Consider the following 26013-nt stretch of genomic DNA (forward strand, 5'->3'; position numbering starts at 1 on the left):
GGCCGAAAAACAGTCACTACCCACCTGGCCGACTTAGTTAGCAGGACAGATGACCGTCGGCTGCGGATCGCCAGGGTCGAACGGCTAACTCGACAGCGCCCCGTCAGGAGGAGTGCAAACTGGCGCTCGAGCTGAAAAGCCCAAGGATGAAATCGCGCGCATGAACGATGCGCGGATTGCGCATCGAGGCTTTGTTCCACACCAGGTACAGGTTGTTGGTAGGCGCGTCTTTTCCAGGGGTGAGCGAAACCAGTCGTCCTGACTCCAGTGCTTCGGCGCACTGGTAGTCGGGCAGCACGCTCCACCCCTGCCCCTTGATGACCAGATCCTGGACGATGCGAAGATCGGGGATGGTCAGCGCCGCCTGCAGCGTCGGCGCGAACTGGAACATGGCTGCCCAGACCGGCCGGATCAATGGCAAGTCCTCGTCATAGGCGATGAGCGGGAGACTCGCCAGCCGCTCCGCAGTCGGGTGTTTGCCGAGCTGGCTGGCAATCTGCGGCGCCAGCACGAGGAGAAAACGCTCGGTAAGCAGCCTGGCGAATCCGTGCGAATGTTCATCCGGCATGGAGGCGGTGATTGCCAGGTCGGCGGTAGAGGCATTGAGAAGGTTGTAGATACGCTCCCGGTTGCCGGTATGCACGCGGATCCTGAAGCCTTGGGCCATCAATGGCGCCAGCCCCGCTGCGAGCTTCGCATAGATGAAATCGGAGGGTCCGGCGATATGTAGGGTGCCGCCCCCCTCGCTGCCAAGGCGGTATGAGGCCAGTCGCATTTCCAGGCCGTCGAGCATTGGTCCGATCGCACGTGCCAACTCATCGGCCGCCTCCGTCGCCGTGACGCCTCGGGCACGCCGCACGAACAGGGGCTTGCCGACAAATGCCTCCAATGCCTGGATGTGCTGGGACGCCGCAGGTTGCGTCATGCTCAACGCCTCCGCCGCCCGGGTGAACGACTGCAGCCGATAGGCCTCGATGAAGGTCCGAAGATGGTCCAGATGGCTCATGAAGTCATCGTGTCGCAGCCCGCGACACCCTCGCGACAGGGATCCGTGTGATAACGGCAGGGTACGACGCGGGTAGTGCCTGGTCGAGCGATAAAAAAATTTATCCAATGGGGAAGAAATAGTAATTTTTTCAATTCCTGGGGGACCTCTACGATTCGTGCCAGTCGCGGCATCACGCCGCCTACATTACGGTCGAGAGATCCCTCATGCCATTTGTCGTTTACATCTTCACGCTCAGTGCCTTCGCCCTCGGCCTTGCGGAGTTCGTTCCCATCGGTCTGACCGACGTCATGGCGCACAACCTGAATATCGATATCGAACAGGTCGGCAGCGCCGTGACTACCTATGCACTGGGCGCAACCTTAGCCGCCCCGGTCTTGACGGCTTTGACTGCAGGTTGGTCGCGCAAGCGCGTCATGCTGACGACCGTTCTGGTCTTCACCGTCGGTAGCCTGGCCGCGGCCATTGCGACGAATCTGTCTACCCTGCTGATCGCGCGCTTTGTCGCAGGCATGGGCCACGGTCTGTTCCTGGCGGTTGCCTCCAGCACGGCGGCGCGCCTCGCGGGCCCGAAGAAGGCTGGTAGCGCGGTGGCCGTCGTGTTCGGTGGCTTCACCATCGCCATGGCAGTCGGCGTGCCGGTCAGCACTTACCTGGGGGGCGTGATCTCTTGGCGCCCGGTGCTCGGCGCGATCGGGGCATTCGGTGCATTGGGCTTCCTCGGCTTGTTGCTGGGCATGAAGGAACCGCCAAAGGCGCAGAGCCGTGAATCCGACTCCGTGGGCCAGGCCTTGAAGGCAATCTTCAACCCGGTCCTGCTATTCGCCGCCCTCGTGACGGTCCTGGGCTATGCCGGCTCGTTCACGGCCTATACCTACATCGCCCCGCTGCTCACTGAGGTGACGCACGTCAGCAGCCACACCGTCGGCATCTTCATGCTCGTCTATGGCGTGCTTGCCGCGATCGGCAACGTGATCGGCGGCAAACTGAGCGACCGACTCGGGGTAAACCGGGCGAGCGTAGCCTTGATCGCCGGCATTGCGATCATCACCTTGGGCATGTGGGGATTCGCCTCATCAGCGGTCGCGATGGGCATCCTGGTCGCACTGTTGGGCATGTTCACCTTCGCCGCGGTGCCGGCCCTGCAAGCCCGCCTGATCGGCATTGCCGAACAGCATGCACCGCACGCCCACAGTGTGGCCGCCGGACTGAACATCGCCGGGTTCAACTCCGGTATCGCGCTGGGCTCGCTGGTGGGCGGTACGACGCTCGGCACGCTGGGCGTTACGTACACCGGCCTCGCGGGTGCCTTGATTTCGGCCTTGGGCCTCGTAGTGCTGCTCGTGCAACTGGCGCGTAGCGGCGGTGTCGAGTACCGCGCCGTCAGTGGCGTTGGCCACTGAACTCTGATGACTGGAAGGTAATGACCATGACAACCCCCAACAATCCTGCCCCCACGCGCATCACCGTACAGATTCCGACGGCGTCGGGCGACGCGATCGAAGCGTGGGTCTACCTGCCTGCAGGCAGTGGCCCCCACCCTGTCGTGGTGATGGCCCACGGCATCGGCGCCATCAAGGCAGGAGGACTGTCCCCGTTCGCCGAGCGCTTTCGCGAGGAGGGATTCGTCGCCATCGCCTTCGACTACCGCAATTTTGGAGGCTCCGGTGGACAACCACGCGAAGTACTCTCCGTCCCGCGTCAACGTGCGGACTACAGCACCGTCATCGGCTGGGCCGTTGCGCAGCCTTACATCGACCCACGCCAGGTCATTGTTTGGGGCACTTCGTTTGCCGGCATGCATGTCGTCGAACTGGCTGCCTGTGACACTCGTGTGGCTGGAGCGATCGCTCAGGCCCCACTCACCGACGGCTTGGCCGCGGCGTTGATGGCCCCACCCAAGATCGGAATTCGCCTCTTCGGGCTGGCGTTGCTCGATCTTTTCGGCTCCCTGTTCGGCCGCCAGCCGATCTACATTGCAGGTCACGGGAAACCCGGAGATCTGTCCATTGGTGCCACGCCTGACGGCCTGTTCGGGGAGAGGCTCATGACCCCGAAGGATGGGACACCATGGCACGACCGCGTGGCCGCGCGGTCTCTGCTGAGCTTCTCGTGGCGCCGCCCCGTGCGCCGCGCCGCTTCAGTGCGTGTTCCCTTCCTGCTGGTCGTCCCGCAGGCAGACGCCATCGCGCCGGTGCCTGCCGCGCTTGAGGTCGCACGCAGGGCACCACGGGCTGAATTGTTCCGCAGCGCCGGTGGTCACTACGACGTCTACGAAGGTGGGGCAGGATTTGCTGACGTGTTGCGCACGGAGGTCGAGTTCCTCCACCGGCACGCCGGGACTTCTGCCAAAAAAAATGACGGGGCCTGAAGCCCTTTCCGGAGCTTGGTTCGACTTGTGGGAAAAGATTTAGCGCGTGTGGGCGTCCGTTTGTGGGTGCAAATGGATCATCCGTTTCAAATCGGTCGAGCGTCCGAGATGGATCGTTCTCTGCCGGTCATTACCACAAATTTTGCTGATCAAATCCGATGCAAATGGCTGGTTAGGTCGAATGCAAATGGGTGGGCAAGTCCGTGCAAGCGCGCAGCCATCACCCGGCGTGCCATGGCTTGCCACGTAAAAGCCTACATAAGGAATTTCACATAACGAACATGTTCTTCACGACATGGGCGAGGTTGGCCCGGTTCTCTAGCATGGGCTGCGTACTTCCCCGGTGTCACTCCCATGTCAAGGAGAACTGAAATGTCCACGGCCGCCATCGCCTGCCAGTCTGTTACCTGGAACCCGATCACCAAAACCAGCACCTTCACCGCACAAGATCGCGAGATCCTCAGCCAGCACTGGCACCCCGTCGCTTTTTCAGCGGACGTGACCGACAAGCCGTATGCCGTCACCCTGCTGGACGAGCCCGTCGTGCTCTACCGTGCAGGCGGCAAATTGAATGCCGCCCGCGATATCTGCAGTCATCGTGGTGCGCCACTGAGCAAGGGCTGGGTTCAGGGCGAGAACATCATTTGCCCCTATCACGGGTTGCACTTCGGCACCGATGGCCGCTGTACGCGCATTCCATCGGAGCCCAATGCCAATCTCACCGAGCGCCATCGCATCCAGATATACTCGACCCGCGAAGACTACGGGATGATCTGGGTATTGATGTCTGGCACCAGTGCGCCCTTCGCGCAAATGCCGTCCTGGCATGACGACCACTTCCAGCGCATCCTTCCGCCCTCGATTGACATCGCCGCCTCGGCCGGCCGCCAGGTGGAGGGCTTTATCGACGTCGCCCACTTCGCCTGGATTCACCACGAAGCCTTTGCCGAACGCGACAATCCGGTGGTGCCCACCTACAAGGCCGAAGTCACGCCGTACGGGTTGCACGCCGAATACATCAGTAGCGTCAGCAATTTCCCCAAGAGCATGCAGCACCGCGCCCCGGAAGGCTTTCTCTGGAGCCGCACCTTCGATGTCTTTGCGCCGTTCACCGCCCGGTTGACCGTCAACTTTCCCGATCCGGAACACCGCCTGGTGATTCTGAACGCGGCCAGCCCGATCTCGGCGCGCAAGACACGCATGTTCTGCGCTATTACGCGCAACTTCGACAAGGAGATGCCGCTGGATGACGTGTACGCCTTCAACCAGCAGGTGTTCGAAGAAGACCGCGACATCGTCGAACTGTGCCGCCCGGAAGACTTGCCGCTGGACCTTTCGCTGGAAATCCATATTCCCGCCGATCGCTCCTCCACCGCCTATCGCCGCGCCTTGAGGGCGCTCGGCCTGGGCCGTGCCTTCACCAGCTGATGACCTGACTGCCAACCGATTGATGGGAGCAACGACCATGTATAAGTGGGAATGTCTTGTGTGCGGCTTCGTCTACGATGAAGCCACCGGTATGCCGGAGCACGGCATCGCGGCGGGTACCCGTTGGGAGGACGTGCCGGACGACTGGTTCTGCCCGGATTGCGGCGTGGGCAAGGCCGATTTTGAGATGATCCGGGTCCCGGTCGATGCACTTGTAAATCACCCGGCGAGCCAACCCGACCCGGTGATCATTCTGGGATCGGGTCTGGCCGGTTACACCGTGGCCCGTGAGCTGCGCAAGCTGGACACCGAGATACCGATCATGATCGTGACGCGCGATGGCGGGGAGTTTTACTCCAAGCCCGCGCTGTCCAATGCCTTCCAGACAGGGCGCCTGCCGGATCAGCTTGTCACGTTCAGCGCCGGGCAGATGGCGACGCAACTGCAAGCGCAGATCAAGACCCACATGTCGATTGAACAGATCGACCCCGAGGCGCAACGGGTCTACATCGATGGCCAGCCATACCGCTATAGCGCGCTGGTGCTGGCATTGGGCGCCGATGCGCGCCGCCCTGCCCTGCAAGGCGACGCAGTGGAATCCATCATCACGGTCAACGATCTGGAAGATTACCGGTCCTTTCGTCAGCAGATCGGCGTTGAAAGTCGGATTGCCATTCTGGGTGCCGGACTGATTGGCTGCGAGTTTGCCAACGACCTGCGCCATGCTGGCCATGAGGTGTGGGTTGTCGACCGCGCCACCTGGCCACTGAGTCGCCTGCTGCCAACGGAGGCCGGGGACGAAATGGCAAATGCGTTGAAGTCCATTGGCGTGCGTCTGGAGCTTGGCAATGCACCGGTCGCCGTTCACCGCACCGACAAGGGATTGCAACTGCAAATGGCTGATAGCCACGTGCTCGAGGTGGACCATGTGCTGTGCGCCATCGGACTGGAACCGCGGGTCGACCTGGCGCGTGCGGCGGGTATTGCCGTGTCCAGTGGCATCATTACCGATGCCTGCCTGCGCGCGGGCGCCAGTAACGTCTATGCCCTGGGCGATTGCGCGCAAGTCCATGACCTGGTGTTGCCCTACGTCATGCCCATCATGCTGCAGGCCCGCGCCCTGGCCCGAACGCTGGCTGGCCAGCCCACCCCGGTCGCCTATCCCGCCATGCCGGTGACCATCAAGACCAGTGTCCTGCCGACGATCGTGGCGTCGCCGATGGACAGCGAGGGGCTGTGGTCCACCCAACGGATGGAGCCTTGCGACAGAGGCATCGCGAACGTGAAGTCCATCTACCACGATCAGCAACATCGAATGGCTGGCTTCGTGCTGATGGGGGCTGCGACGCAAGAAAAAACCGAACTGCTGAAAACGCTGCCGGACTGGCGCTAGCAGAGTCTTTGCATGGACGCCTCCAGACATATCGCTATATCATCATTTATATAGCGCTATGACTCATCAGAACCGAGGCTGCTGTGCCAAACTCCCTGCCCAACTTCGATGTCCAGCTGATGCGGACCTTGCATACCCTGCTGACGGAATGCAGCGTTTCGCGTACGGCCGAGTTGCTTGGGCAAACTCAACCGGCCATCAGTGTTGCCCTGCGTCGGCTGCGTGAGCTGACTGGCGATCAATTGCTCGTGCGCAGCGGCAGCCGCATGGTGCTGACCGCACACGGCCAGACCTTGATCGAGCCAGTCTCCCAGGCGCTGGACGGGATCGAGCAGATCCTGCACCCGCTCGACCGGTTCGATCCTGCCACAACCCGGCAGACCTTTCGCATCAGCACCCCGGATTACCTGAGCGTTTTCTTTGTTCCGGCCATCATCGAGCGGTTCCATGCGCACGCACCCTTTGCCACGCTGGAGTTGACGCACTTGCAAGCCGATGGCGGATACTCACGTGGGCTGGAGGATGGTTATCTGGATCTGGTGATCGGAAACTGGAATACACCGGCAGATCACCTCCATCTGCAACCCTTATGCGACGATGATCTGGTGTGCCTGATGCGCGAAGAACACCCCATCGGGCCAGGTTGCCTGACGCGGGAAGCCTATACGGACGCGGACCATCTCGCCGTCATGACACACAATGCTTCCGGGCAAGGCACCATTGGCGCTGAACTGGCCAAGAGTGATCTGGCAAGACGGGTGACGACGACCTTGCCCTACTTCTGCATCGCGCCCTATGTACTGGTCAAATCGAACCTGATCTTCACCACCACCCGGTCGTTTGCCAAGCATTACACCGAGTTATTGCCGCTGCGTATCGAGCCTTTTCCGGTGCCCGCTCCCCCCTTGAGGTACTACCAGTTGTGGCATGCCCGCAAACATCGCTCACAAGCCTCGAAGTGGTTGCGCGGCCTGGTGCTGGCTGCAGCCAAGGCGATTGCTCCCGAGCCTTTGATGCCGCGTGACCAGAAACGCGGGCGCTAAGCGTTCCCGGCCCTGCCCCTGATTATCCAACCTCCAGCGCCTTGCGCATGAACACCCGGGAGAAGCCATTTTCTGTGGCTCGGTGGGTTTCCTGGTAGCCCAGCTTTTTATAGATCTCAATGTTCTCGATCATCAGCTCATGGGTGTAGAGCCGAACCGCTTCGCATCCGGAGCGTTGTGCATGCTGCTCACAGAACGCCATCAATCTTTTTCCCAAGCCTTGGCCTTTGTAGCGAGGCGACACCGCGACATTGATCAGGAGCAGTTCCGTGTGCTCCCGGCTCATCACCAGTACCCCCGCGATTTCAGCCCCCTCCGTCAGCACGAACGTATCGGTATCAACCAGTACCTGCCGATAATCCTCCAGCATGGGCGCCGGTTTTCTGCCGATCCTGGAGATGTAGGGCGTGTAGGCTTCGGTGACCAGCAAGGCGATGCATTCGGCATCACCCTGTCGAGCCCGGCGGATAGTCTGCAAAGCGAATCTCCCAAACAAACAGTGATTGTGGCAGCCAGGCATGAGGCGGGTTAAATCCGCAGGCCCAGGCGGCCCGTCAATGAGTCCCTTGCCGCACCGATCGTCTGACCTCGGCCTGTATGTCATACGCCGGTGACTCCACGGCATTGAAATCCTGAGTGTACCGCTGGGCAAATCCTTCTACTCCCCACTCCTGAAACTGCTGCACATGCTTGAGCTCGTGAGCCCAGAGCGCGATGTCCTGCTCTGCGGTTTGAGTGTCCCGGAAGAGGATGATATCGATCAGCGTCACCGCACCGACATCAGGGTTTTGCAGCATGGCCGTGGCGGCGCTTAACTGGCCGTTGTCGCTGACTTTGTAGCGCGCGGCATCGAGGACGCCGGGGTCGTACCAATGCAGCAGTTGCTCGCGCAGGTGCGGTGGAATGGGTTGAAGGTCGGCAGTGGCGGCTTCAGCGCGGGCCTGGGTCAGCCACAGCGCCAGGGCCGGCGCCGCGATCTGGTGGATGTCATCAGGCAGGGGGCCAAGCAGCGGTCCCAGGTCCGGCAGGCAGATGCAGCTGTCCAGGCACACTTGTTTCTGGCCAGCCGGGCAGGTGCTGTTCTGGGCCGGCACTTCAAGCGTCAGGCAAAGAACAAACAACGCCACCATGCGCGTGGTGATGGCCGGCATTGGGCCCTCCAGGGGCGGACGCAGCGCGAACAATGGGTCACCATTGATCGACGACCCGCATAGCTTCAGGACTCCCGCCCGTTCTGACCGGCAGTGGTCGGTCAATAGTGGACTCCTGATCCGTACCAATAACAAGTGACCGGGAACTGCCGCACTCAGTAGCAGCCCTACTCCACTGTTACGTTCGACAAACCCGTCCCCCTATTGCGGATGTTTGACGAAACCAAGACCCGCGAGTTTTATCTCGATTTTCTGGGTTTCAGCATCGAATTCGAGCACCGTTTCGAAGCCGATCTACCGTTGTATCTGGGACTGAGCCGAAACGGCCTGCAGCTCCATCTTTCTGAACATCATGGCGATGCCAGCCCGGGTTCGACGATATTCGTGCCGATGCGAAATATCGAACTGCTTCGGGACGAATTACTGGGCAAGCGCTACGGATACGGACGTCCGGATATTGTTGAGCAAGGCTGGGGGGAAAGTCCTGGAAGTCGAGCATCAGAATTATCCTGGTTTTCGCACAATGAAAACGAAAAGCCCTTCTTTATCCATACATTCTCGACCAATAAAGTTAACTCCAGCGCCGAGGACCGTCGGCCACCTTGGAGAAATTAGCAATGATTTCCAAACCTCTTAACGACTACCGGGCCGCCCCGCAAGCCATGAAGCCCATGCTCAGGCTCGAAAAAGCCGCATCTGAAGCAGTCCTGTCGCTCTCGTCGCCTCACTCTTGCGCGGCGTTGAAGTGTAAGTTCGCGCACGAGTTGCGGATGGACTTGGCTAGCTAAACAACTGAGGTTCAAACATGAGCGCATTCATTCAGATCACCACTCACCCTCAAGTCCAGTCCTACATAGAGCACTGCTTGGAAAAATCGCTACCTGAAGGTGTGTGGGCTTTGAAGCGTCAGACCGACGATGGACGGTTATGGTTACTCACGCTCTCCGTTGACCCGTGCAGCAGAGAAGCTGAATGGATTGTTCAATCGCTGTTGATGAATGGCTGGATAATGAGCATGGACTTTTCCGCCCCGCACGGCATGCCAGCCTAAGCAAGCCCGAGACACTGTTCGGCGCACTTCGTCAAACGCCCAATTGGTCTCTCTCTCATGGAAGTGAGAACTCTGGGCTTACGATCCGCCAATGGGTGACCAGGAAATTGCTATTGAGGGTCCGTCGCAGCACGACCCCGCTGAGGTCCCCCAAAGATTCACTTGATTGAGCCAAACAGCACTTCGCCGTCAACAAGCAGGTGCTCCCGACCTAGCGTTTCATAGTCCAGGACGGATCGTTGGCCATTAACGCAGCTCCCCACTCCGCGAAGGCGCGGACCCGCGCAGACAAATGCCGCGTCGAGGGGTACACAAGGCTGATGGGCATGCCCGCCATCTCCCAGTCAGGCAGGACCTCAATCAACGTCCCCGCCTGAAAAAGGAGGCTCGCCTCCGCGCGTGGCACCGAAATGATGCCAAGACCTGCCAACCCGGCCGCGATGTATGCGTTCGCATTGTTGAACCGCATTGCCGGCCTCTGTTCGACCCGGTAGCTGTCGTCGCCTTGATGAAGCACCGGAATCAACTGCCTGCCTGAGACGGGAAAGGTAAAACCTAGAAATCGCTGAAGCTGCAAATCGTCCGGCATAAGAATGGGCTTGGCGTTCATAAGGTAGACAGGCGACGCGCAGAGGCAGAACGGCATCATCCCCACGAGGCGACACACCAAATCCTGATCTGTGACCAGTCCACCCCGGAAGGCACAGTCGATGCCTTCTTGCACGAGATCAACCACCCGTTCGCTGCAACCGATATCCAGTTCAATCTGTGGATGCCGCGCCATGAACTCCGGTAGCGATGGAATGATGAGATGTGTAGCGATACCAGAAGGCATTTCGACCCGCACCCTGCCACGGGCCACGCTACGGCTCTGAGCAACTGACGTCTCCAGTTCGTCGAGATCATCCAACACCGTGCGGGCGCGCTCGTAGTATGCCGCTCCGTCGGTTGTCGGTGTCACACGACGCGTGGTCCGGTGCAGCAGCTTTACACCCAGCAGTGATTCCAGCCCTTGAATCTGACCGGATATGGTGGTCTTGGCGACATTCAGTGCCTCCGCCGCCCGGGTGAAACTCCCCACCTCCACTATCCGGCAGAAGGCGCGCATTGCTTCTAATCGATCGAAGGCCATGATTATCCGAGTTAACGCACAGTAAAAACGATTCAAGCCAGTTTATCCGCAGAATTTCGTCCAATAAAGTCGACTCCAGTGCCGAGAACCGTCGGCCACTTTGGAGAAATTAGCGATGGGTTCCAAACGCCTCAACTACTACCAAGCCGCTCCGCAAGCCATGAAGGCCATGCTCGGTCTCGAGAAAGCCGCATCCGAGTCGGTACTGCCACGCTCCTTGCGTGAGTTGGTAAGGATTCGCGCTTCACAGATCAATGGATGCGCTTACTGCATCGACATGCACACCAGCGACGCGACCAAGGAGGGCGAAAGTCTTCGGCGCCTGATGGCAGTGAGCGCCTGGAGGGAAACCCCCTTCTTCGACGCGCGGGAGCGCGCCGCCCTGCTGTGGACCGAGACGCTGACGCTGGTTGCCACTTGCCATGCACCGGACGAAATCTACGAGCAGGTGGCCGCTGTATTCAGCGCACAGGAGCTGTCCGAACTGACCTTCGTCATCGCCGCGATCAACGCCTGGAACCGCTTCGGCGTCGGGTTTGCGATGCAGCCGGAGCAAGCCTCATGAACCTGCTGATCAAGTCGATCGGAATCGCGCTCATGGGGTTGCTCAGTACGGTCGCCCTGGCCCATGGAAGCGGCGATGGTGCCGGAGACGAGGTGGTCACACCCGTCGCCCAGACTGAGTTGCCGCTCAAGATTTTCAAGCGCGCCACTGCGCTTCGCGTCGACTTTGCACCCGGAGCCACCTCGACGGCGCATCGCCATCCTGGGCACGTTTTCGTGGTGGTGCTCCACGGTGAAGTGGAATCAGCCCTCGACGGCGAGGCCCCGCAACGCTTCAAGGCAGGAGACGCTTGGTACGAGAGCCCCGGCCAATTGCACCGCATCACCCGCAATGCCAGTTCGTCCGAACCGGCTTCATTGGTGGCTTGGTTGCTGTCGGACGGTCAGGAAGCACTGGTCCAGCCCATTCAACTGAAACCGTAATTCGAAGTTTTCCGGCATTACTGCATCCCGCACTCGAGTGGGACGCAAGGCCTGGGTATGCACAAAAATTAGCGCTCTCACAGAACTTCACTGGGTACGAGAGCGCCGCCGGTACTCGAACTTCACGCTCTGGAGATTGATATGAAAACGCTCAAAGCCTTGTTCATCTGTGCACTGGTGGGTATCGCATCCCCCGTATTCGCCGAAGGTGGTAGCGACCGTTTGATCGCGCAGAGCGATACCCGCCAAGCCTCTACCATCAACGACTGGGTAGTCCTCAGCGCGTTTCCCTTCAAGTTGTTCCGGTGGGCCGGAAACCCGCGTGCCGGGGTGCTTGTTCTAACCCCTTAAGGACTTCGTCAGGCGTTGATTACGGCCTAATGAGTATGACCAGACAGTAACTCTTTTATGCCCCGCAAACACAATGCGGACGGAGAACTAATGTGAACAATCCCAACTGGTTCAAAGAACTTTCTGTCCGGAACTACTTCCCATCAACTGGAGGCCAGCTCCCTGCCATCGCCCTACTGGCAACCCTGTCTCTGGCGTTGACCGCCTGCAAGGAAGGTGTGGCCGACTCCAAGGTTTCGGCCGTGGCGCCCAGTGTCGATGTCGCGCGAGTCGTGCATAAGGAAACCCAACAATGGAGCGAATTCAATGGGCGGATTACCGCTACCGACGCGGTTGAGATTCGTCCGCGGGTCAGTGGCTACATTCGCCAGATCGCATTCGAGGAGGGCAGCGAGGTAAAGCGCGGCGACCTGCTCTTCGAGATCGATCCTCGTCCCTTCGAAGCTGAACTGAATAGTGCACTGGCCCGGCTGGAACAGGCCCAAGCAGTGTTCACGCTAGCCAGGACCCAGGACCAGCGCGCCCAGCGACTGCTACCCACAAACGCCATTTCCCGGGATGCTGCCGATACCAAGCGGTCAGCCCTGCTGCAAAGCGAAGCCGCGGTTAGAGAAGCCAAAGCCGCTGTCGCGGTAGCGAAGCTCAATGTGGAGTTCACTAAGGTCCGTTCGCCCATCGACGGCAAGGTGAGCACCGCGCAACTGACCCTCGGCAACCTGGCCGTCGCCGACCAGTCGGTGTTGACCCGGGTCGTATCCATCAACCCTATCTACGTCTACTTCGACCCGGACGAGAAAAGCTTCCTGAACCATGCGCGGGACCAGGAAACTGAGTCCGGGCTCTCCGTCCGCGTGGGCTTGGCGAACGAAGAAGGTTTCCCACATTCGGGCACTGCAGACTTCCTCGACAACGTGCTTGATCCCCAGACCGGCACCATCCGAGCGCGAGCCACCCTGGACAACTCCCAGCGCAGGTTCACGCCCGGCCTGTTTGCGCGGGTGCGCTTGGCCAACGTCGGCAGGACAGAAGCCATCCTGGTGAACGACAAGGCGATCCTGACGGACCAGGACAAGAAGTACGTGTATGTACTGGCCCTCGACAACACCGTCAGTCGCCGGGACATCATTCTCGGCGGGCTGACCGACGAAGGCTTGCGCATCGTTACGAAAGGCATTTCCAGAGATGACCGCGTCGTGGTCAACGGCCTGCATCGGATACCCATACCGGGCTCCGCTGTGACCCCCATCGAAGTTACCATGTAGCCGCAGGTAAGCCGTCATGAACATCTCGAAGATATTCATTGAAAAGCCCATCTATGCGATTGTCCTTTCGCTGGTGATTTTCGCGCTGGGCCTGGTTTCCATTCCACAGCTTCCGGTGGGCGAGTATCCGGAAGTGGTGCCGCCCAGCGTGGTAGTGCGTGCCGTCTATTCCGGCGCCAATCCCAAGGAAATTTCGGAAACTGTCGCCACTCCGCTGGAGGAAGCTATCAACGGGGTCGAGGGGATCATGTACATGAAGTCCGTCTCGGGCTCAGACGGCACTCTGCAGATCATCGTGACTTTCCTTCCTTCGGTAGACCCTGATACCGCTGCGGTAAGGGTGCAGAACCGGGTCAACCAGGCAACGAGCCGGCTACCAGAGGAAGTGCGCCAGTATGGCGTTACCACCCAGAAGCAGTCACCTACGCCTCTGATGTATGTGAGCCTCTTCTCCGAGGACCCGAAGTATGACTCCCTGTACCTGCGCAATTATCTGACCCTCAACGTCAAGGACGAGCTTTCCCGAATCCAGGGCATCGGTAACGTCGGGCTTTACGGTGCCGGCGACTACGCTATGCGCGTCTGGCTGGACCCGGACAAGCTGGCATCCCGTGGGCTCGCTGTGTCCGACGTGGTGAACGCGATCCGCGAACAAAACGCCCAGGCTTCCGCTGGCCAGCTCGGCGCGGAGCCCTCCCCGAGTTCCACGGACTTTCTGATCCCCATCAGCGTGCGAGGCCGGTTGAAAACCGCAGACGAGTTCAAGCAGATTGTGCTCAAGGTGGGTGATCAGGGTCAGGTCGTGACCGTGGCCGATGTGGCGCGTGTCGAATTGGGCTCCGGCGACTACACCATGCGCGTCCAGAAGAACGGCCAGCATGCCACCACCGTTGGTGTCTTCCTTACTCCGGGAGCCAATGCCTTGGAGGTGGCCAACGCGGTGTATGCCAAGCTCGACAAATTGTCCACCGATTTTCCCGAAGGCGTCGAGTATCAGGCAGTGTGGGACCCGACAACCTTCGTGCGGGACTCGATCAGTTCTGTACAGACGACCCTGATCGAAGCCGTGTTCCTGGTCATCCTGGTCGTCATCCTTTTTCTGCAGACCTGGAGGGCCTCACTCATTCCTCTGGCAGCGGTGCCGGTGTCCGTCGTCGGCACCTTCTTGTTCCTGCTTCTGCTGGGCTACTCAATCAACACCCTGACCCTCTTCGGCCTGGTACTGGCGATTGGCATCGTAGTCGACGACGCCATTGTGGTCGTCGAGAACGTTGAGCGTTATATCGCCGAAGGGTTCACGCCCAAGGCGGCCGCCCACAAGGCCATGCAGGAAGTGTCCGGCCCAATCATCGCCATTGCGCTGGTGCTCTGTGCCGTCTTCGTACCAATGGCGTTCCTATCGGGGATTACCGGGGAGTTTTACAAGCAATTCGCGGTAACCATCGCAATTTCCACGGTCATTTCTGCGATCAATTCACTGACCCTATCGCCCGCCCTGGCCGCCAGGCTGCTGGTACCCCATGGCGTGCCGAAAGACAGGTTCGAACGGCTGATCGCTGCTTGCTTCGGCTGGCTCTTCAAACCGTTCAATCGCTTCTTCCTGAAAAGCTCCGACGGCTACGGTCGATCGGTGTCAAGGACGCTTGGATGTCGGGGTACTTTCCTGTCGCTCTATCTGGTGCTGCTGGGCGGCACGGCATACCTGTTCAATCAGGTTCCCTCTGGCTTCATCCCGACCCAGGACAAGCTCTACCTCTTCAGTGGCGCGCAACTTCCCGGCGGTGCCTCGCTTTCCCGCACCGCCGAAGTGGCGCGGCAGATGAGTGACGCGGCTCGCTCCACGGAAGGGGTCGATTTGGTATCCGACTACATTGGCTTCAACGCGCTGCAGACGGTGAACACCCCGAACATCTCGGCCTCCTATGTGGTACTCAAGCCATTCTCCGAGCGAACCCGGAGCGCGACGGAGATCACGACGGAACTGAATGAAAAATTCTCGAAGATCAAGGGCGGCTACACCTATGCCCTGATGCCGCCACCGATCCAGGGGCTGGGCAACGGCTCAGGCTACTCCCTCTACCTGAAGGACCGTGCAGGCCTCGGCTTCCCCGCCCTTAACGGCGCGTTGACGCGACTTCAGGCAGAGATCGCCGCAACGCCCGGCATGTTCTATCCAGTGACTTCCTACCAGGCCAACATCCCCCAACTCGAGGTTGTGGTGGATCGGGTAAAGGCCAAAGTCCAAGGCGTTTCCGTGAAGGACATCTTCGAAACCTTGCAGACTTATCTCGGCGCCGTGTACGTCAACGATTTCAACAAGTTCGGCCGCGTATACCGCGTCATGGTCCAGGCCGATTCGGCCTACCGGCAGAAAGTCAGTGACATAGAGAACCTGAGGATGCGCAATAGCCAGGGCGCCATGGTACCCATCTCTTCAATCATACGAGTCGAACAGAGCTTCGGGCCCGACCCGGTCATCCGTTACAACGGCTATCCGGCTGCCGATCTCATTGGAGGAACCGATCCCACAGTGATGTCATCTTCCGAGGCCATCGAGAAGATCACTGAAATCGCCGCGAAGATTTTGCCAGTAGGAATCGAACTGGAATGGACAGACCTCAGCTATCAGGAAGTGTCCCAGTCCAACTCCGCGATCATCGTCTTTCCGGTGGCCATCCTGCTGGTGTTCGTGACCCTCGCTGTGTTGTACGAAAGCTGGATTCTGCCGTTCTCGGTGATCCTGATCGTACCGGCATCAATCTTCTCTGCGCTCATCGGCGTCTGGTTGACCGGTGGCGACAACAACATCTTCGTGCAGGTGGGGCTGGTCGTGCTGATGGGACTGGCCTGCAAGAATGCCATTCTGATCGTGGAGTTCGCGCGGGAACTGGAAATGCAGGGACGAGAAACCCTCGATGCCACCATCGAAGCGTGCCACCTGCGTCTGCGCCCGATCATCATGACCTCAATCGCGTTCATCGCGGGGTCCGTGCCATTGCTGCTGGGCCAGGGTGCCGGCGCAGAGATACGTCTGGCCACCGGCGTCACGGTATTTTCGGGCATGCTGGGTGTCACTCTCTTCGGACTCTTTCTGACGCCAGTGTTCTACGTGGTAATGCGCAAGCTATCCGGAGATTCGATCGCACACCCGTTGGAGGATCGATGCCAAACCGACGAGCCACAAGGTGTGCAGGATACATAAACATTGTGAATCCACAGTCGTTAACGGTCCTTCATGACAGGCAGATGTGGCCAAAGGCAGTCGTTCCCAAACCCCATAAAATCCTGCAAGAAACAGAAGGCCTGCCACGCCAATCACAATGGAAGCGGTCTGTCTTGAATGACCCGCTTCATGACCAGGGTCGAGGTCAGCCGTTGCACATTGGGTAAGGTCGAAAGGCTCTCATCGTAAAGTCTTTGAAAGGCTGGCAAGTCCTGGGCAATGACGTGCAGCAGGTAGTCCGGTTCCCCAAATAACCTCTGGGCATCGACCACCTGAGGTATATCAATGAGCGCCGTCTCGAACGCCTCGACAGCTTGCCGGTCACCCTCTCGAAGGGTGGCAAACACCATGGCAGAAAAATTCAGGCCCAACGCGACGGGATCAAGTTGCGCGCGATAGCCCAGCAACACACCGGACTCCTCCAGTGCCCGCACGCGCCGATGGCAAGGAGAGAGGCTCAGGCCTACACGTTCGGCAAGTTCAGTGACCGAAAGGCGACCATCCTTTTGCAGCTCAGCAAGAATCTTCCGATCAATTCTGTCCATGTAGAACAATCTCCCAATCTACAACATCAATACGACCATCTTTGAAAGTTAATTCTAACCATATTTCATTAATCTTCCCCTAACCATTAATGACCGTACACCTCTTAAGAGAACCAGAGGGACGGCCTTTGATTTGAGAGGTGGAATGATGAATTACGCGGCGAATCATGAACTGGCTCAGGTGATGCCATGACCTTCAGTGTTTTGGTTGCCTTCTGGGCGGTGTCGATTTTGTTCGTCATCACGCCCGGAGCCGATTGGGCCTACGCAATATCCGCCGGCTTGAAGCATCGAGTCGTCATACCCGCTGTGGGCGGACTGCTATCCGGCCATTTGCTTGCCACAATGGTGGTAGCCGGTGGTGTTGGCACCCTGGTCGCCAACCACCCTGTGACCCTGTCGGTGCTGACGATGGCTGGGGCGGGTTACCTGCTTTGGTTGGGCATCAACATGCTCGTGTCCCCTTCCACACCGCACGTGGTGGATGAAGTTCAGGCGTCAGGCTCATGGACGCGCTGGGCGCTCAAAGGGCTTTGTGTCAGCGGGCTGAATCCAAAAGTGTTCCTGCTGTTCCTGGCGCTCCTGCCTCAATTTGCCGACGCCACTGCACCTTGGCCTGTACCGATGCAGATGATTGCGCTCGGGCTCGTCCACACGTTCAGTTGTGGCGTGATCTACCTTCTGGTCGGATTTGGCTCGCAGGTTGTTCTTCGGGCACGCCCAGCCGCCGCTCACCTCGTCAGTCGTTTTTCTGGAGCGGCCATGATCCTCATCGCAGTGGCTTTGTTTGCCGAACAACTGCTGGGTTAATGCACCTTCACAGGGATGACTTTCGCATTCAAACGACCTGTGTATGCGGGAGAACAGAGCACCTGCCACTGGCTCATCGCTGATATTGATGAACGGGGTCACGCAAAGGCCGAAGTCAGGATAGTCAATGCAGATGGTGTCACTGTACTGGAGGCGACGACTACTGGTGTGCTGCCAGGAATTGAGGAGCGTGAACGCCTCACTCAGATACTCTCTGAGGGAGATCCTACCAATGGCACAGTCCGGTCCACGAGTTGACTGCCTGAAATGGGTCAGAAGCGGACAGGATCTGGTTTAATATTCAAGCTGATATCATTCAAGAATTTACAAGCCGAGCAGAAAAACATGAATCGTCGCAAAAAAATAAATCAGCTGTTAAAGGCAAACGCCAAAAAGGCCAGTGCCAAACTGGCACCGAAAAGCAAGCCTAAATACATTTGTAAAGCTGACCGATTGAAACTGGCTGCCGAATCCAGTCTCGACTCGAGCATTACCCCTGAGAGCTGATCCCTTTAGCTTGAACACCACCGGAATCTACAGGCATTCCGCAGGAACACCCTATCGATCCACCAGCGCACTCGCCAGCAAGGCCTCCAACCCCATGGGCTTGGCAAAATAGTAACCCTGAGCCTGTCCTGCGCCCATTTCGCGCAGCAAATCCAGCGTCGCTTCATCCTCGACACCTTCGGCAACCACACTCAGGTCCAGTGATTCGGCCATCCGCACAATCGCCCGGACGATTGCGCGACTGCGGGGACTGGTGGTCAGTTCAAGGATGAACGACTTGTCGATCTTCAAGCCGCTGAAGCGATATTGATGCACATAACTCAGGGATGAAAACCCCGCGCCAAAGTCATCGAGCACCACCGACATGCCCTTGTCGGCCAATTGCTGCATGGTCTGCCGGGCAATCGCCGGTTCGGCGACCAGCGCGCCTTCGGTCAATTCCAGGCAGATCCTTGACGGCGAGACGCCGTGTCGCACCAACAGTGCAAGCACATCACTGGCGAAATCCGGACGCGTCATGCTGTAGCTGGAACAATTGACGTGCACCGGCGGCCAATGGGCGTGCCGGGGTTGTGCAAGGATCGCTGCAATGCTGTTGAGCATGTACAGGTCCAGCCGACCGATCAGGCGCAAACCCTCGACATCCGGCAAAAACTCGCCCGGCGCGATCACCCGGCCGCCAGGCGGGTGCCAGCGGATCAGCGCTTCCAGGGCCAACAGCTCGCCGCTTTCGACGCTGACAATCGGCTGGAAATACGGCAGCAGTTCGTCGGTCCGCTTGAGCGCATTGCGCAAGGCCCCTTCCCGCTCGACCTGGTCCGAGACTTCACGGCGCACTTCCTGGTTGAACACCGCGTAGCTGTCGCGCCCGGCAGACTTGACCCGGTACATCGCCGCATCGGCATCGCGCAGCAAGTCGGCCGGCTCGAGATGGAACTGGGTGTCGGCGCTGACGATACCGATACTGCAGGACGAAAAGACTTCATGGCCATTGATGAAAAACGGCAGGTCAAACGCCACCAGGATTCGTTCAGCGATATCGATCACGACGTCCAGCGGCGCCTCGGGCGCGAGCACTGAAAACTCATCGCCCCCCAGGCGCGCCAGCATGTCGGTTTCGCGCAGGCAACCGCGCAGACGGTGGGCGGCCTGCATCAACAGCAGGTCGCCGAAATGGTGGCCGAGGCTGTCGTTGACCATCTTGAAACGGTCGAGGTCGATGAACATCACCGCCAGATGCCCGCCTTCACTGCCGAACTGCGACCAGGCCTGATTGAGGCGCTGTTGCAGGTAGGTGCGGTTTGGTAGCCCGGTCAGTGCATCGTGGGAGTTTTCGTGTTGCAACTTGGCATTGGCGTGATCGAGCTCGCGGGTACGGCTCTGCACCCGGGCTTCGAGCTTGAGGTTGGCGGCATGGATCGCTTCGGCGGCGGTACGTCGCGACAACGCGGTGTCGATGTGCCGCGATACGAACGTCAGCAGTTCCTGGTCACGCAGGGTATAGCGCACCTGAGAGGTATAGCTTTGCACCGCCAGCACCCCGCGTACCACATCGCCATCGAACAGGGGGATGCCCAGCCAGGAATAGGATCGGTAGTACTCATCGGCGATTTCGATTTCACCCTGCGTCGTCAGTCGTTCCGCTTCGCCGACGTCAATCAGGCAGGGCCGACGCTGACGGATAACGTACTCGGTCAAACCCCGGCGTCCACGCCGCGCCGCCGGGCAGGTGGTCTGCCGCTCATCGACGTAGTACGGAAAGGTCACCTCACCGGTCGCGTCGTCGAACAGCGCAATGTAGAAGTTCTGCGCGAACAGCAAATCACCGACGATGCCATGCAGGGTTTGGAACAACTCCGCCATGTCGCCCGGCTGGCTCGACAGCTCGGCAATCTGGAACAGCGCACTCTGCAGATGTTCGGCGCGCTCCCGGTCTGCCACTTCCTGCCTCAATGCGTCGTTGAGTGCCGACAGTTCCAGAGTGCGACGCATCACCGTCTCTTCCAGGTCAGCCCGGTGCAGAAGCCGGTCCAGCGCCATGGCCACGTGGCGGGCCACCACCAGGAACAACGCACGGTCTTCGGCGCTGTAGGTACGAGAAACGTCGTAGACCTGCATCGCCAGCATGCCAAACACTTCATCCGAGGCATTTTTCAACGGCGCGCCCATCCAGAACTCGGGGCGATCACCGATGCAATAGAAACGGCCCTCGGCCTGAGCCACGAGAATGCCGGCGGCGTCGATCAGCAACGGCTGGCCACTGGTCAACACCTGGCCGGTCAAGGACAGGTGCGACGGGTCAAGGTATTCGTAGTTCTCGGACTCCAGGGCATCGACGTCGATGATGTCGACGTAATACGGGTAGTCAATCTTGCCACTGTGCGGGTCATACAGCGCGAGATAGAAGTTCTCGGCGTCTATCAGGCTGGCGAGCAGTTTGTGGACCCCCACCAGAAACACTGACCGGTCGCGGGTCGAACTGGCCAGGTAGGTGATTTCATACAGCACACGCTGGGTAAACTGCGCACGGGCAAGGGTATTGGTTTGCACCTCGATACCCAGGCGCCGGGCAAAATCGGCGAGCGCCGGCTGCGCCGCATCGTTGACGGGCGCGAGCAGCCAACCCAGTACACTTTCACCTCTGCCGGTCGGCCAGCGGTGCAAGCGCCGGGTCAGGCAAAAGGCTTCGAATTCTTCATTGGCAACACTGGACGGCCACTGCACCCGCGGGTCGCCCTGCCCGACCAAGTGCATTTGCTCACCGGCGCGATAAACCACCCACGACGTGGTGTGCGCCCAGCTGCGTGCCGAGTCCAGCAATTGCTCGATCGCGTCCTGATTGCCAGCGTAGGCCATATTGACCGTATCCAGGTTCCCTTTTGGTTGAGATGCGACAACGTCGCAATCGTTCGATTGCCGCGGGAAGTCGGTCAATGGACGAAAACTCATCAGCGCTCCCAGAGCCAAGAATTGGCGATACTCATTTCCAATTACTAGCAATATGCCAGCGATCTTTCCGTGTAAAGGTTATAGCGGGTTTTTTCAATGGTTTTGTTTTGGTTGTGCGGTGCCGATCGCATTCATGCCTGCCGGCGTCGATGTCCAGACCGGACTCGCACATCCCGCAGCCCTGCCATACTGTTAAGCATGACTCGTGCAACCTTCCGCTTCTACGAGGAGCTCAACGATTTCCTGCCGGCCGACCGGCGGCGGCAGTCCTTCACCTGCGAGTGCGCGCAAGGGGCGACGGTCAAGCACATGATCGAGGCGCTCGGGGTGCCGCATACGGAGGTCGAACTGGTGCTGCTCAATGGCGAGTCGGCGGGTTTCGAGCGGGTAATCTTCGACGGTGACCGGCTGGCGGTGTACCCCAAGTTCGAATCACTGGACATCAGCCCGCTGCTCAAGGTTCGTACGCAACCTCTGCGGGTACTGCGCTTCGTCGCGGATGCGCACCTTGGCGGATTGGCCAGCCTGCTGCGCATGAGCGGCTTCGACACCCTCTACGACAATGGCTTCGAAGATGGCCAGATCGCCGAGATCGCTGCGCAGCAGGGACGCATCGTGCTGACCCGCGACCGCGAACTGCTCAAGCGGCGGATCATCAGCCACGGCTGTTACGTGCATGCCCTGAAACCGTCGCTGCAACTGCGCGAAATCTACGAGCGCCTTGACCTGGCGCGCAGCGCGCGACCCTTCAGCCTGTGCCTTCATTGCAACCTGCCGCTGCACGAGATCAGCCCGGAACTGGCCCGCCCGCAGGTGCCGCCACGGGTTGCCGCCCTCTATTCGCAGTTCCTGCGCTGCGATGGCTGCCAACGGATTTACTGGGAGGGTTCGCACTGGCGCGGCATGTGTGCACTGCTGGCGCCTTTGCTGGACCGATAGTCGAGTCACGCATTTGGCCCAAACGCAGTCTTTGCAAAGTCCATGAAGCTTCGAAGTTTGGGCGTCAGCCGCCGGTCAGGCGCATATAACAGGTTCATCGGGGAGACGGGGACTTTGTAATGCGGCAGAAGATTCACCAATGTTCCACTTCTCAGCGCATCCTTGACCAACTCTGACGGCAATAGCACCACGCCCAGTCCCGCCACGGCTGCGGCGAGCAATGGATCGCCCTGATTAATCGTCAATCTGCTTTTAATCGGCACTTCGATAGAGCCCTGCGGCCCTTCGAGGCGAACGTGTGAGCGCCCGTCCGAATAGGCAAAGGCCAGGCATTCGTGCTCCTGCAGGTCCCAAGGTGTGGTGATGGGAGGCCGACGTGCCAGATAGGATGGCGCAGCACACAGCACCATCTGATACGGCATCAGCGGCAGCGCTTTCAAACCGCTGTCCGCAAGATCGCCTATTCGAAACACAACGTCGTAGCCGCCTTCGACCAGATCAACGAGTTCGTTCGACAAGGTCAAATCCACGGACACCTGCGGATACCTGACCATGTATTCCAGCAAGCGGGGCGACAAGGTACTCACGCCAAATGTGACCGGGGCATTGATTCTGAGCCGGCCGCTGGGTACGCCCCGGGTCACGGCGGCCATTTCCTCGGCGGCTTCCATGTCGGCAAGAATCATCTTTGCCCGCTGATAGAACGTACGGCCAAAATCGGTGAGGCTTTGCTTGCGGGTCGTTCGATGGAGCAGAGACACGCCCAAATGCTGCTCTAGCATTTTTATCTGCTTACCTATCAGTTGCGGGGACAGATTGAGCTCGTTCGCTACCGCGCTGAAGGAGCCCAACTCCACCGCCTTGACGAATGTGGCCATCAACGTGAGGCGATCCATTGGAAACTCTTTGTTTCTAGTGTTGCGCCATCCTAGGCCTTTATCCAACGCTGGCCAAAGCCTAAATTGACGGCCTGATCAATCAAAGAAGAGGTAACCATGGCACGCATTGTCAGAATTCATGAATACGGTGACGCAAGCGTTTTGAAACTGGAGGCGGTCGATGTGCCTGCGCCTGGACCTGGCGAAGTGCAAATTGAAGTCAAAGCCATTGGGTTGAATCGGGCAGAAGTCATGTTCCGCAATCACGCCTATCTACAGGAAGCGCAATTTCCCAGCCGACTGGGGTACGAGGCAGCGGGTGTCGTGGTTGCCGTCGGCGCTGGCGTCACCGACTTCAGTGCCGGCGATGCGGTCAGTGTGATCCCGCCGCTGGACATTGCCCGCTGGGGCACCTATGGCGAACTGGCGAACGTTCCCGCCCACCTCACGGTCAAACACCCACAAAACCTTTCCTTTGAACAAGCCGCTGCGTCCTGGATGCAATACGTCACGGCATGGGGCGCCCTGGTCGAACAGGCAAGGCTTGGGAAGGGCGACGTGGTGCTGGTCACCGCCGCCTCCAGCAGCGTCGGCCTGGCTGCCTTTCAGATTGCCAAAATGGTCGGCGCCACTGCGATTGGCATCACTCGCACCCGCGCTAAAAAACAGGCATTGCTGGACGCCGGTGCCGCGCATGTCATCGTCAGCGATGAAGAAGATATGGTTGAACGGGTCATGGCCCTGACCGACGGCAAAGGGGCGCGTGTGGTTTTCGATCCGGTCGGTGGGCCTTCTTTCGAACCGCTTACCCAGAGCATGGCCAAGGGCGGCATTCTGTTGGAGTACGGCGCGTTGAGCCCGGAGCCCACGCCGTTCCCGTTGTTCACGGTGCTAGGCAAGTGCCTGACCCTCAAGGGCTATCTGTACGCGGAAATCGTCTCGGACCCGGCCACCCTGTCCCGGGCTAAGGCATTCATTCTCGACGGCCTGGCATCGGGGGCGCTTTCACCGATCATCGCCAGGACTTTTACGCTTGACGAGATTCAGGAGGCGCATCGGTTTATTGAGGCTAACCAACAGGTTGGGAAGGTTGTGGTGAGGGTTTAAGGGGATATAGCGAAACCTCGTACCGCCCCGTTTGACTTTGCAGCGGTCCCGAAAGATCGCAGCCTTCGGCAGCTCCTACAGGTTTACTCGGTTCCCTACAGGAGATGTCGAAGGTTGCGATCCTTTATTTAATGACCTCTATTGCGTAAGTCGACTGCACCAATCCCGAAGGGAAGCTGCGGCTGGATACCAGGGTCAATCCAATGTCCTGCCTGAGCAAGCCAAACAATGACCTTCCCGATCCGATCAGGACAGGAACTGTGGTAATCACCATATCGGCGACTAACCCGTCGCGCAGGAATGACTGCACCACTTGCCCGCCATCGACATATACCCGGCGCACGCCTTGCTCCGCCAGTTCCTCCATCACGTCCCGGGGTGCGAGGTTAGAGAAACGCAACTTGCCCTTCAACGCCTCGGGTACTGGCGAGTCGGCCAGTTGTTCAGACAGCACCACGACAGGCAGTTCGTAGAACCATGTATCGAAAGTCAGCGCCTTCTCGTAGGTTCCTCGCCCCATCAAAATCACATCTTTATCGGCGATGAAGGTTGAGTAGCCATGATCCTCGGCCTGATCGTCACGCTGCAAAAGCCAGTCGATGTCACCATCGGGCCGAGCGATGAAGCCATCCAGGCTGGTGGCGATGAAAACATGTGCAGTGATCATTCTGATTTCCTTATTGAAGCGAGTTCACAGTCGTTCATATGCATTAGATAGATCCGTCTCTCTTCTACTTCTAAACACATACCTGTGGCGCGGAAACTTGCTCCCACGCCACAGAGGAGCATCACGACAAACGCGCTACTCAGCCGGATCAATCTGATCCAGCACCCTGTTCGCCGTGATCTCCGCCAGCATGATGCTGTTGGAAATGCCCAACAGCGCATTGCGGTCACCACCGTCCAGATGGTCCACCAACTGATGGACCATCACATCGACCGACGCCAGCGTCTCGACCAGATACACCATCAGGGTTTCGGTCGTGGCTTGTGGGTCGACGGTGAACAGTGTGCTGGGTGTACGCGGTGTGGCTTTGATGTCGGCCGTCGAAGGGAAGTGGTAGTCGAGGGCACGTTCGGTGGCATCGTTGAGCTTGTTTGAATCGGGTTCGTATGGGGATGCGGGATCGGTGTTCGGGGGATTGGGTGTGACCTTGAACATGATTTCTTTTCCTGTTGTGAGCCGGCCACACCATCGCTGCTAAACGGGGGGTGGCGGCTGTACGCAGGTTAGCAGACCGGGGAAAAGAAGAAAGCCGGCGCGCCCGAGGGCGCCCTGCGCACAGCCACCATCAAATGCAGGCATGGAAACGCCTGTCTGATAGACACTCGTGCGACCTTCTAATACCACGGGCTGCTAAACCCGATCACTGATGGGCAGTGACACGAATCAAGTTACCGAGCGACCCCAAGGCGCACAAGCCGGCGGATTCTGGCGTAACGGTAGGCAACGACGCAAGGTTTTGTGGCTTTCAGGAAGTAATCTTGATGGTGTTTAAACACACACTGCAAAAAACGTTTAAAGACTGACAAAACCCTGTTTCGCCCACCTGTAGGAGCGAGCCCGCTCGCGATGGTCGTGAACGATTACGCGCAAAACCAGACACCCCTCGGCGCCCGTTGGTTTTTCGCGAGCAGGCTCGCTCCTACAAGGAAAAGCAACAGCCTCCTCCTGTAGGAGCGAGCCCGCTCGCGATGGTCGTGAACGATTACGAGTAAAACCAGACACCCCTCGGCGCCCGTTGGTTTTTCGCGAACAGGCTCGCTCCTACAAGGAAAAGCAACAGCCTCCTCCTGTAGGAGCGAGCCCGCTCGCGATGGTCGTGAACGATTACGCGCAAAACCAGACACCCCTCGGCGCCTGTTGGTTTTTCGCGAGC

The 26013-nt window shown here is 59.1% G+C and carries 24 protein-coding genes and 2 pseudogenes; 17 read left to right on the forward strand and 9 right to left on the reverse strand.

The window, feature by feature from the left end:
- Nucleotides 1-103: 103 nt before the first annotated feature.
- Complete coding sequence (locus GPL81_RS28840) at nt 104-1006, reverse strand: LysR family transcriptional regulator (protein ID WP_160109486.1); 903 nt, start codon at nt 1004-1006, stop codon at nt 104-106.
- 206 nt (nt 1007-1212) lie between these two features.
- Between GPL81_RS28840 and GPL81_RS28845 the strand changes: the two genes are divergently transcribed.
- From GPL81_RS28845 to GPL81_RS28865, 5 genes are all read left to right on the forward strand, one after another.
- On the forward strand, nt 1213-2409 hold the full coding sequence (locus tag GPL81_RS28845) for an MFS transporter (protein WP_160109487.1): 1197 nt from the start codon (nt 1213-1215) through the stop codon (nt 2407-2409).
- 26 nt (nt 2410-2435) lie between these two features.
- Nucleotides 2436-3377, forward strand: coding sequence for an alpha/beta hydrolase (locus GPL81_RS28850; RefSeq protein WP_160109488.1), 942 nt, complete (start codon nt 2436-2438; stop codon nt 3375-3377).
- A gap of 372 nt (nt 3378-3749) precedes the next feature.
- A complete protein-coding gene (locus GPL81_RS28855) occupies nt 3750-4805 on the forward strand; it encodes a Rieske 2Fe-2S domain-containing protein (RefSeq protein ID WP_160109489.1) in 1056 nt (351 codons plus the stop codon).
- A gap of 37 nt (nt 4806-4842) precedes the next feature.
- Complete coding sequence (locus tag GPL81_RS28860) at nt 4843-6198, forward strand: FAD-dependent oxidoreductase (protein WP_160109490.1); 1356 nt, start codon at nt 4843-4845, stop codon at nt 6196-6198.
- 83 nt (nt 6199-6281) lie between these two features.
- Nucleotides 6282-7241: a LysR family transcriptional regulator gene (locus tag GPL81_RS28865; RefSeq protein WP_218585669.1), complete on the forward strand. Its 960-nt coding sequence runs from the start codon at nt 6282-6284 to the stop codon at nt 7239-7241.
- A gap of 22 nt (nt 7242-7263) precedes the next feature.
- Here GPL81_RS28865 and GPL81_RS28870 read toward each other — a convergent pair whose 3' ends face one another.
- Both GPL81_RS28870 and GPL81_RS28875 read right to left on the reverse strand, forming a co-directional pair.
- The gene (locus GPL81_RS28870) at nt 7264-7719 is read right to left on the reverse strand and encodes a GNAT family N-acetyltransferase (protein ID WP_246218999.1); all 456 of its coding nucleotides are present in this window, start codon (nt 7717-7719) and stop codon (nt 7264-7266) included.
- A gap of 76 nt (nt 7720-7795) precedes the next feature.
- Nucleotides 7796-8392: an eCIS core domain-containing protein gene (locus GPL81_RS28875; protein WP_160109492.1), complete on the reverse strand. Its 597-nt coding sequence runs from the start codon at nt 8390-8392 to the stop codon at nt 7796-7798.
- 177 nt (nt 8393-8569) lie between these two features.
- Here GPL81_RS28875 and GPL81_RS28880 point away from each other — a divergent pair.
- Nucleotides 8570-8872 (forward strand): annotated as a pseudogene (locus GPL81_RS28880) (glyoxalase superfamily protein); the annotation flags it as partial.
- A 325-nt stretch (nt 8873-9197) separates the two neighbouring features.
- The gene (locus GPL81_RS28885) at nt 9198-9443 is read left to right on the forward strand and encodes a hypothetical protein (protein ID WP_160109493.1); all 246 of its coding nucleotides are present in this window, start codon (nt 9198-9200) and stop codon (nt 9441-9443) included.
- A 211-nt stretch (nt 9444-9654) separates the two neighbouring features.
- Here GPL81_RS28885 and GPL81_RS28890 read toward each other — a convergent pair whose 3' ends face one another.
- Nucleotides 9655-10575 carry a LysR family transcriptional regulator gene (locus tag GPL81_RS28890; RefSeq protein ID WP_160109494.1) on the reverse strand — a complete coding sequence of 307 codons (921 nt, stop codon included), beginning with the start codon at nt 10573-10575 and terminating at the stop codon, nt 9655-9657.
- Between the two features lie 115 nt (nt 10576-10690).
- On the opposite strand from GPL81_RS28890, the gene GPL81_RS28895 reads away from it, so the two are divergent.
- The 5 genes from GPL81_RS28895 (at nt 10691) to GPL81_RS28915 (ending at nt 16377) form a co-directional block, all read left to right on the forward strand.
- Complete coding sequence (locus GPL81_RS28895; protein ID WP_160109495.1) at nt 10691-11140, forward strand: carboxymuconolactone decarboxylase family protein; 450 nt, start codon at nt 10691-10693, stop codon at nt 11138-11140.
- A complete protein-coding gene (locus GPL81_RS28900; RefSeq protein WP_160109496.1) occupies nt 11137-11562 on the forward strand; it encodes a cupin domain-containing protein in 426 nt (141 codons plus the stop codon). The genes GPL81_RS28895 and GPL81_RS28900 overlap by 4 nt, the downstream gene beginning before the upstream one ends.
- 141 nt (nt 11563-11703) lie before the next feature.
- Nucleotides 11704-11913, forward strand: a complete 210-nt coding sequence (locus GPL81_RS28905) for a co-regulatory protein PtrA N-terminal domain-containing protein (RefSeq protein ID WP_160109497.1) — start codon at nt 11704-11706, stop codon at nt 11911-11913.
- 92 nt (nt 11914-12005) lie between these two features.
- Nucleotides 12006-13175 (forward strand): efflux RND transporter periplasmic adaptor subunit, encoded by a 1170-nt coding sequence (locus GPL81_RS28910; RefSeq protein ID WP_160109498.1) that lies wholly within the window; start codon nt 12006-12008, stop codon nt 13173-13175.
- A 16-nt stretch (nt 13176-13191) separates the two neighbouring features.
- A complete protein-coding gene (locus tag GPL81_RS28915; protein WP_160109499.1) occupies nt 13192-16377 on the forward strand; it encodes an efflux RND transporter permease subunit in 3186 nt (1061 codons plus the stop codon).
- Between the two features lie 113 nt (nt 16378-16490).
- Here the strand turns inward: GPL81_RS28915 and GPL81_RS28920 are convergent, their stop codons facing one another.
- A complete protein-coding gene (locus tag GPL81_RS28920; RefSeq protein WP_160109500.1) occupies nt 16491-16943 on the reverse strand; it encodes an Lrp/AsnC family transcriptional regulator in 453 nt (150 codons plus the stop codon).
- A gap of 189 nt (nt 16944-17132) precedes the next feature.
- On the opposite strand from GPL81_RS28920, the gene GPL81_RS28925 reads away from it, so the two are divergent.
- From GPL81_RS28925 to GPL81_RS28930, 3 genes and pseudogenes are all read left to right on the forward strand, one after another.
- A complete protein-coding gene (locus tag GPL81_RS28925; protein WP_160109501.1) occupies nt 17133-17753 on the forward strand; it encodes a LysE family translocator in 621 nt (206 codons plus the stop codon).
- 9 nt (nt 17754-17762) lie between these two features.
- Nucleotides 17763-18011 (forward strand): annotated as a pseudogene (locus GPL81_RS31630) (hotdog family protein); the annotation flags it as partial.
- An 87-nt stretch (nt 18012-18098) separates the two neighbouring features.
- Nucleotides 18099-18260: a DUF2986 domain-containing protein gene (locus tag GPL81_RS28930; protein WP_160109502.1), complete on the forward strand. Its 162-nt coding sequence runs from the start codon at nt 18099-18101 to the stop codon at nt 18258-18260.
- Between the two features lie 51 nt (nt 18261-18311).
- On the opposite strand, the gene GPL81_RS28935 is transcribed toward GPL81_RS28930, so the two are convergent.
- Nucleotides 18312-21209 carry a sensor domain-containing phosphodiesterase gene (locus GPL81_RS28935; RefSeq protein WP_160109503.1) on the reverse strand — a complete coding sequence of 966 codons (2898 nt, stop codon included), beginning with the start codon at nt 21207-21209 and terminating at the stop codon, nt 18312-18314.
- Between the two features lie 198 nt (nt 21210-21407).
- On the opposite strand from GPL81_RS28935, the gene GPL81_RS28940 reads away from it, so the two are divergent.
- A complete protein-coding gene (locus tag GPL81_RS28940) occupies nt 21408-22148 on the forward strand; it encodes a Mut7-C RNAse domain-containing protein (RefSeq protein WP_160109504.1) in 741 nt (246 codons plus the stop codon).
- Between the two features lie 5 nt (nt 22149-22153).
- Here GPL81_RS28940 and GPL81_RS28945 read toward each other — a convergent pair whose 3' ends face one another.
- Entirely contained in the window at nt 22154-23044 is an 891-nt protein-coding gene (locus GPL81_RS28945; RefSeq protein ID WP_160109505.1) for a LysR family transcriptional regulator, read from the reverse strand.
- Nucleotides 23045-23143: 99 nt separating this feature from the next.
- On the opposite strand from GPL81_RS28945, the gene GPL81_RS28950 reads away from it, so the two are divergent.
- Entirely contained in the window at nt 23144-24133 is a 990-nt protein-coding gene (locus GPL81_RS28950) for a zinc-dependent alcohol dehydrogenase family protein (protein WP_160109506.1), read from the forward strand.
- Nucleotides 24134-24257: 124 nt separating this feature from the next.
- Here the strand turns inward: GPL81_RS28950 and GPL81_RS28955 are convergent, their stop codons facing one another.
- Together GPL81_RS28955 and GPL81_RS28960 are read right to left on the reverse strand one after the other, a co-directional pair.
- Nucleotides 24258-24800 (reverse strand): dihydrofolate reductase family protein, encoded by a 543-nt coding sequence (locus GPL81_RS28955; protein ID WP_160109507.1) that lies wholly within the window; start codon nt 24798-24800, stop codon nt 24258-24260.
- Nucleotides 24801-24935: 135 nt separating this feature from the next.
- A complete protein-coding gene (locus GPL81_RS28960) occupies nt 24936-25295 on the reverse strand; it encodes a DUF6124 family protein (protein ID WP_160109508.1) in 360 nt (119 codons plus the stop codon).
- Nucleotides 25296-26013 lie beyond the last annotated feature (718 nt).

The sequence above is a fragment of the Pseudomonas izuensis genome (genome assembly GCF_009861505.1).
In the GTDB taxonomy this organism is placed as follows: domain Bacteria; phylum Pseudomonadota; class Gammaproteobacteria; order Pseudomonadales; family Pseudomonadaceae; genus Aquipseudomonas; species Aquipseudomonas izuensis.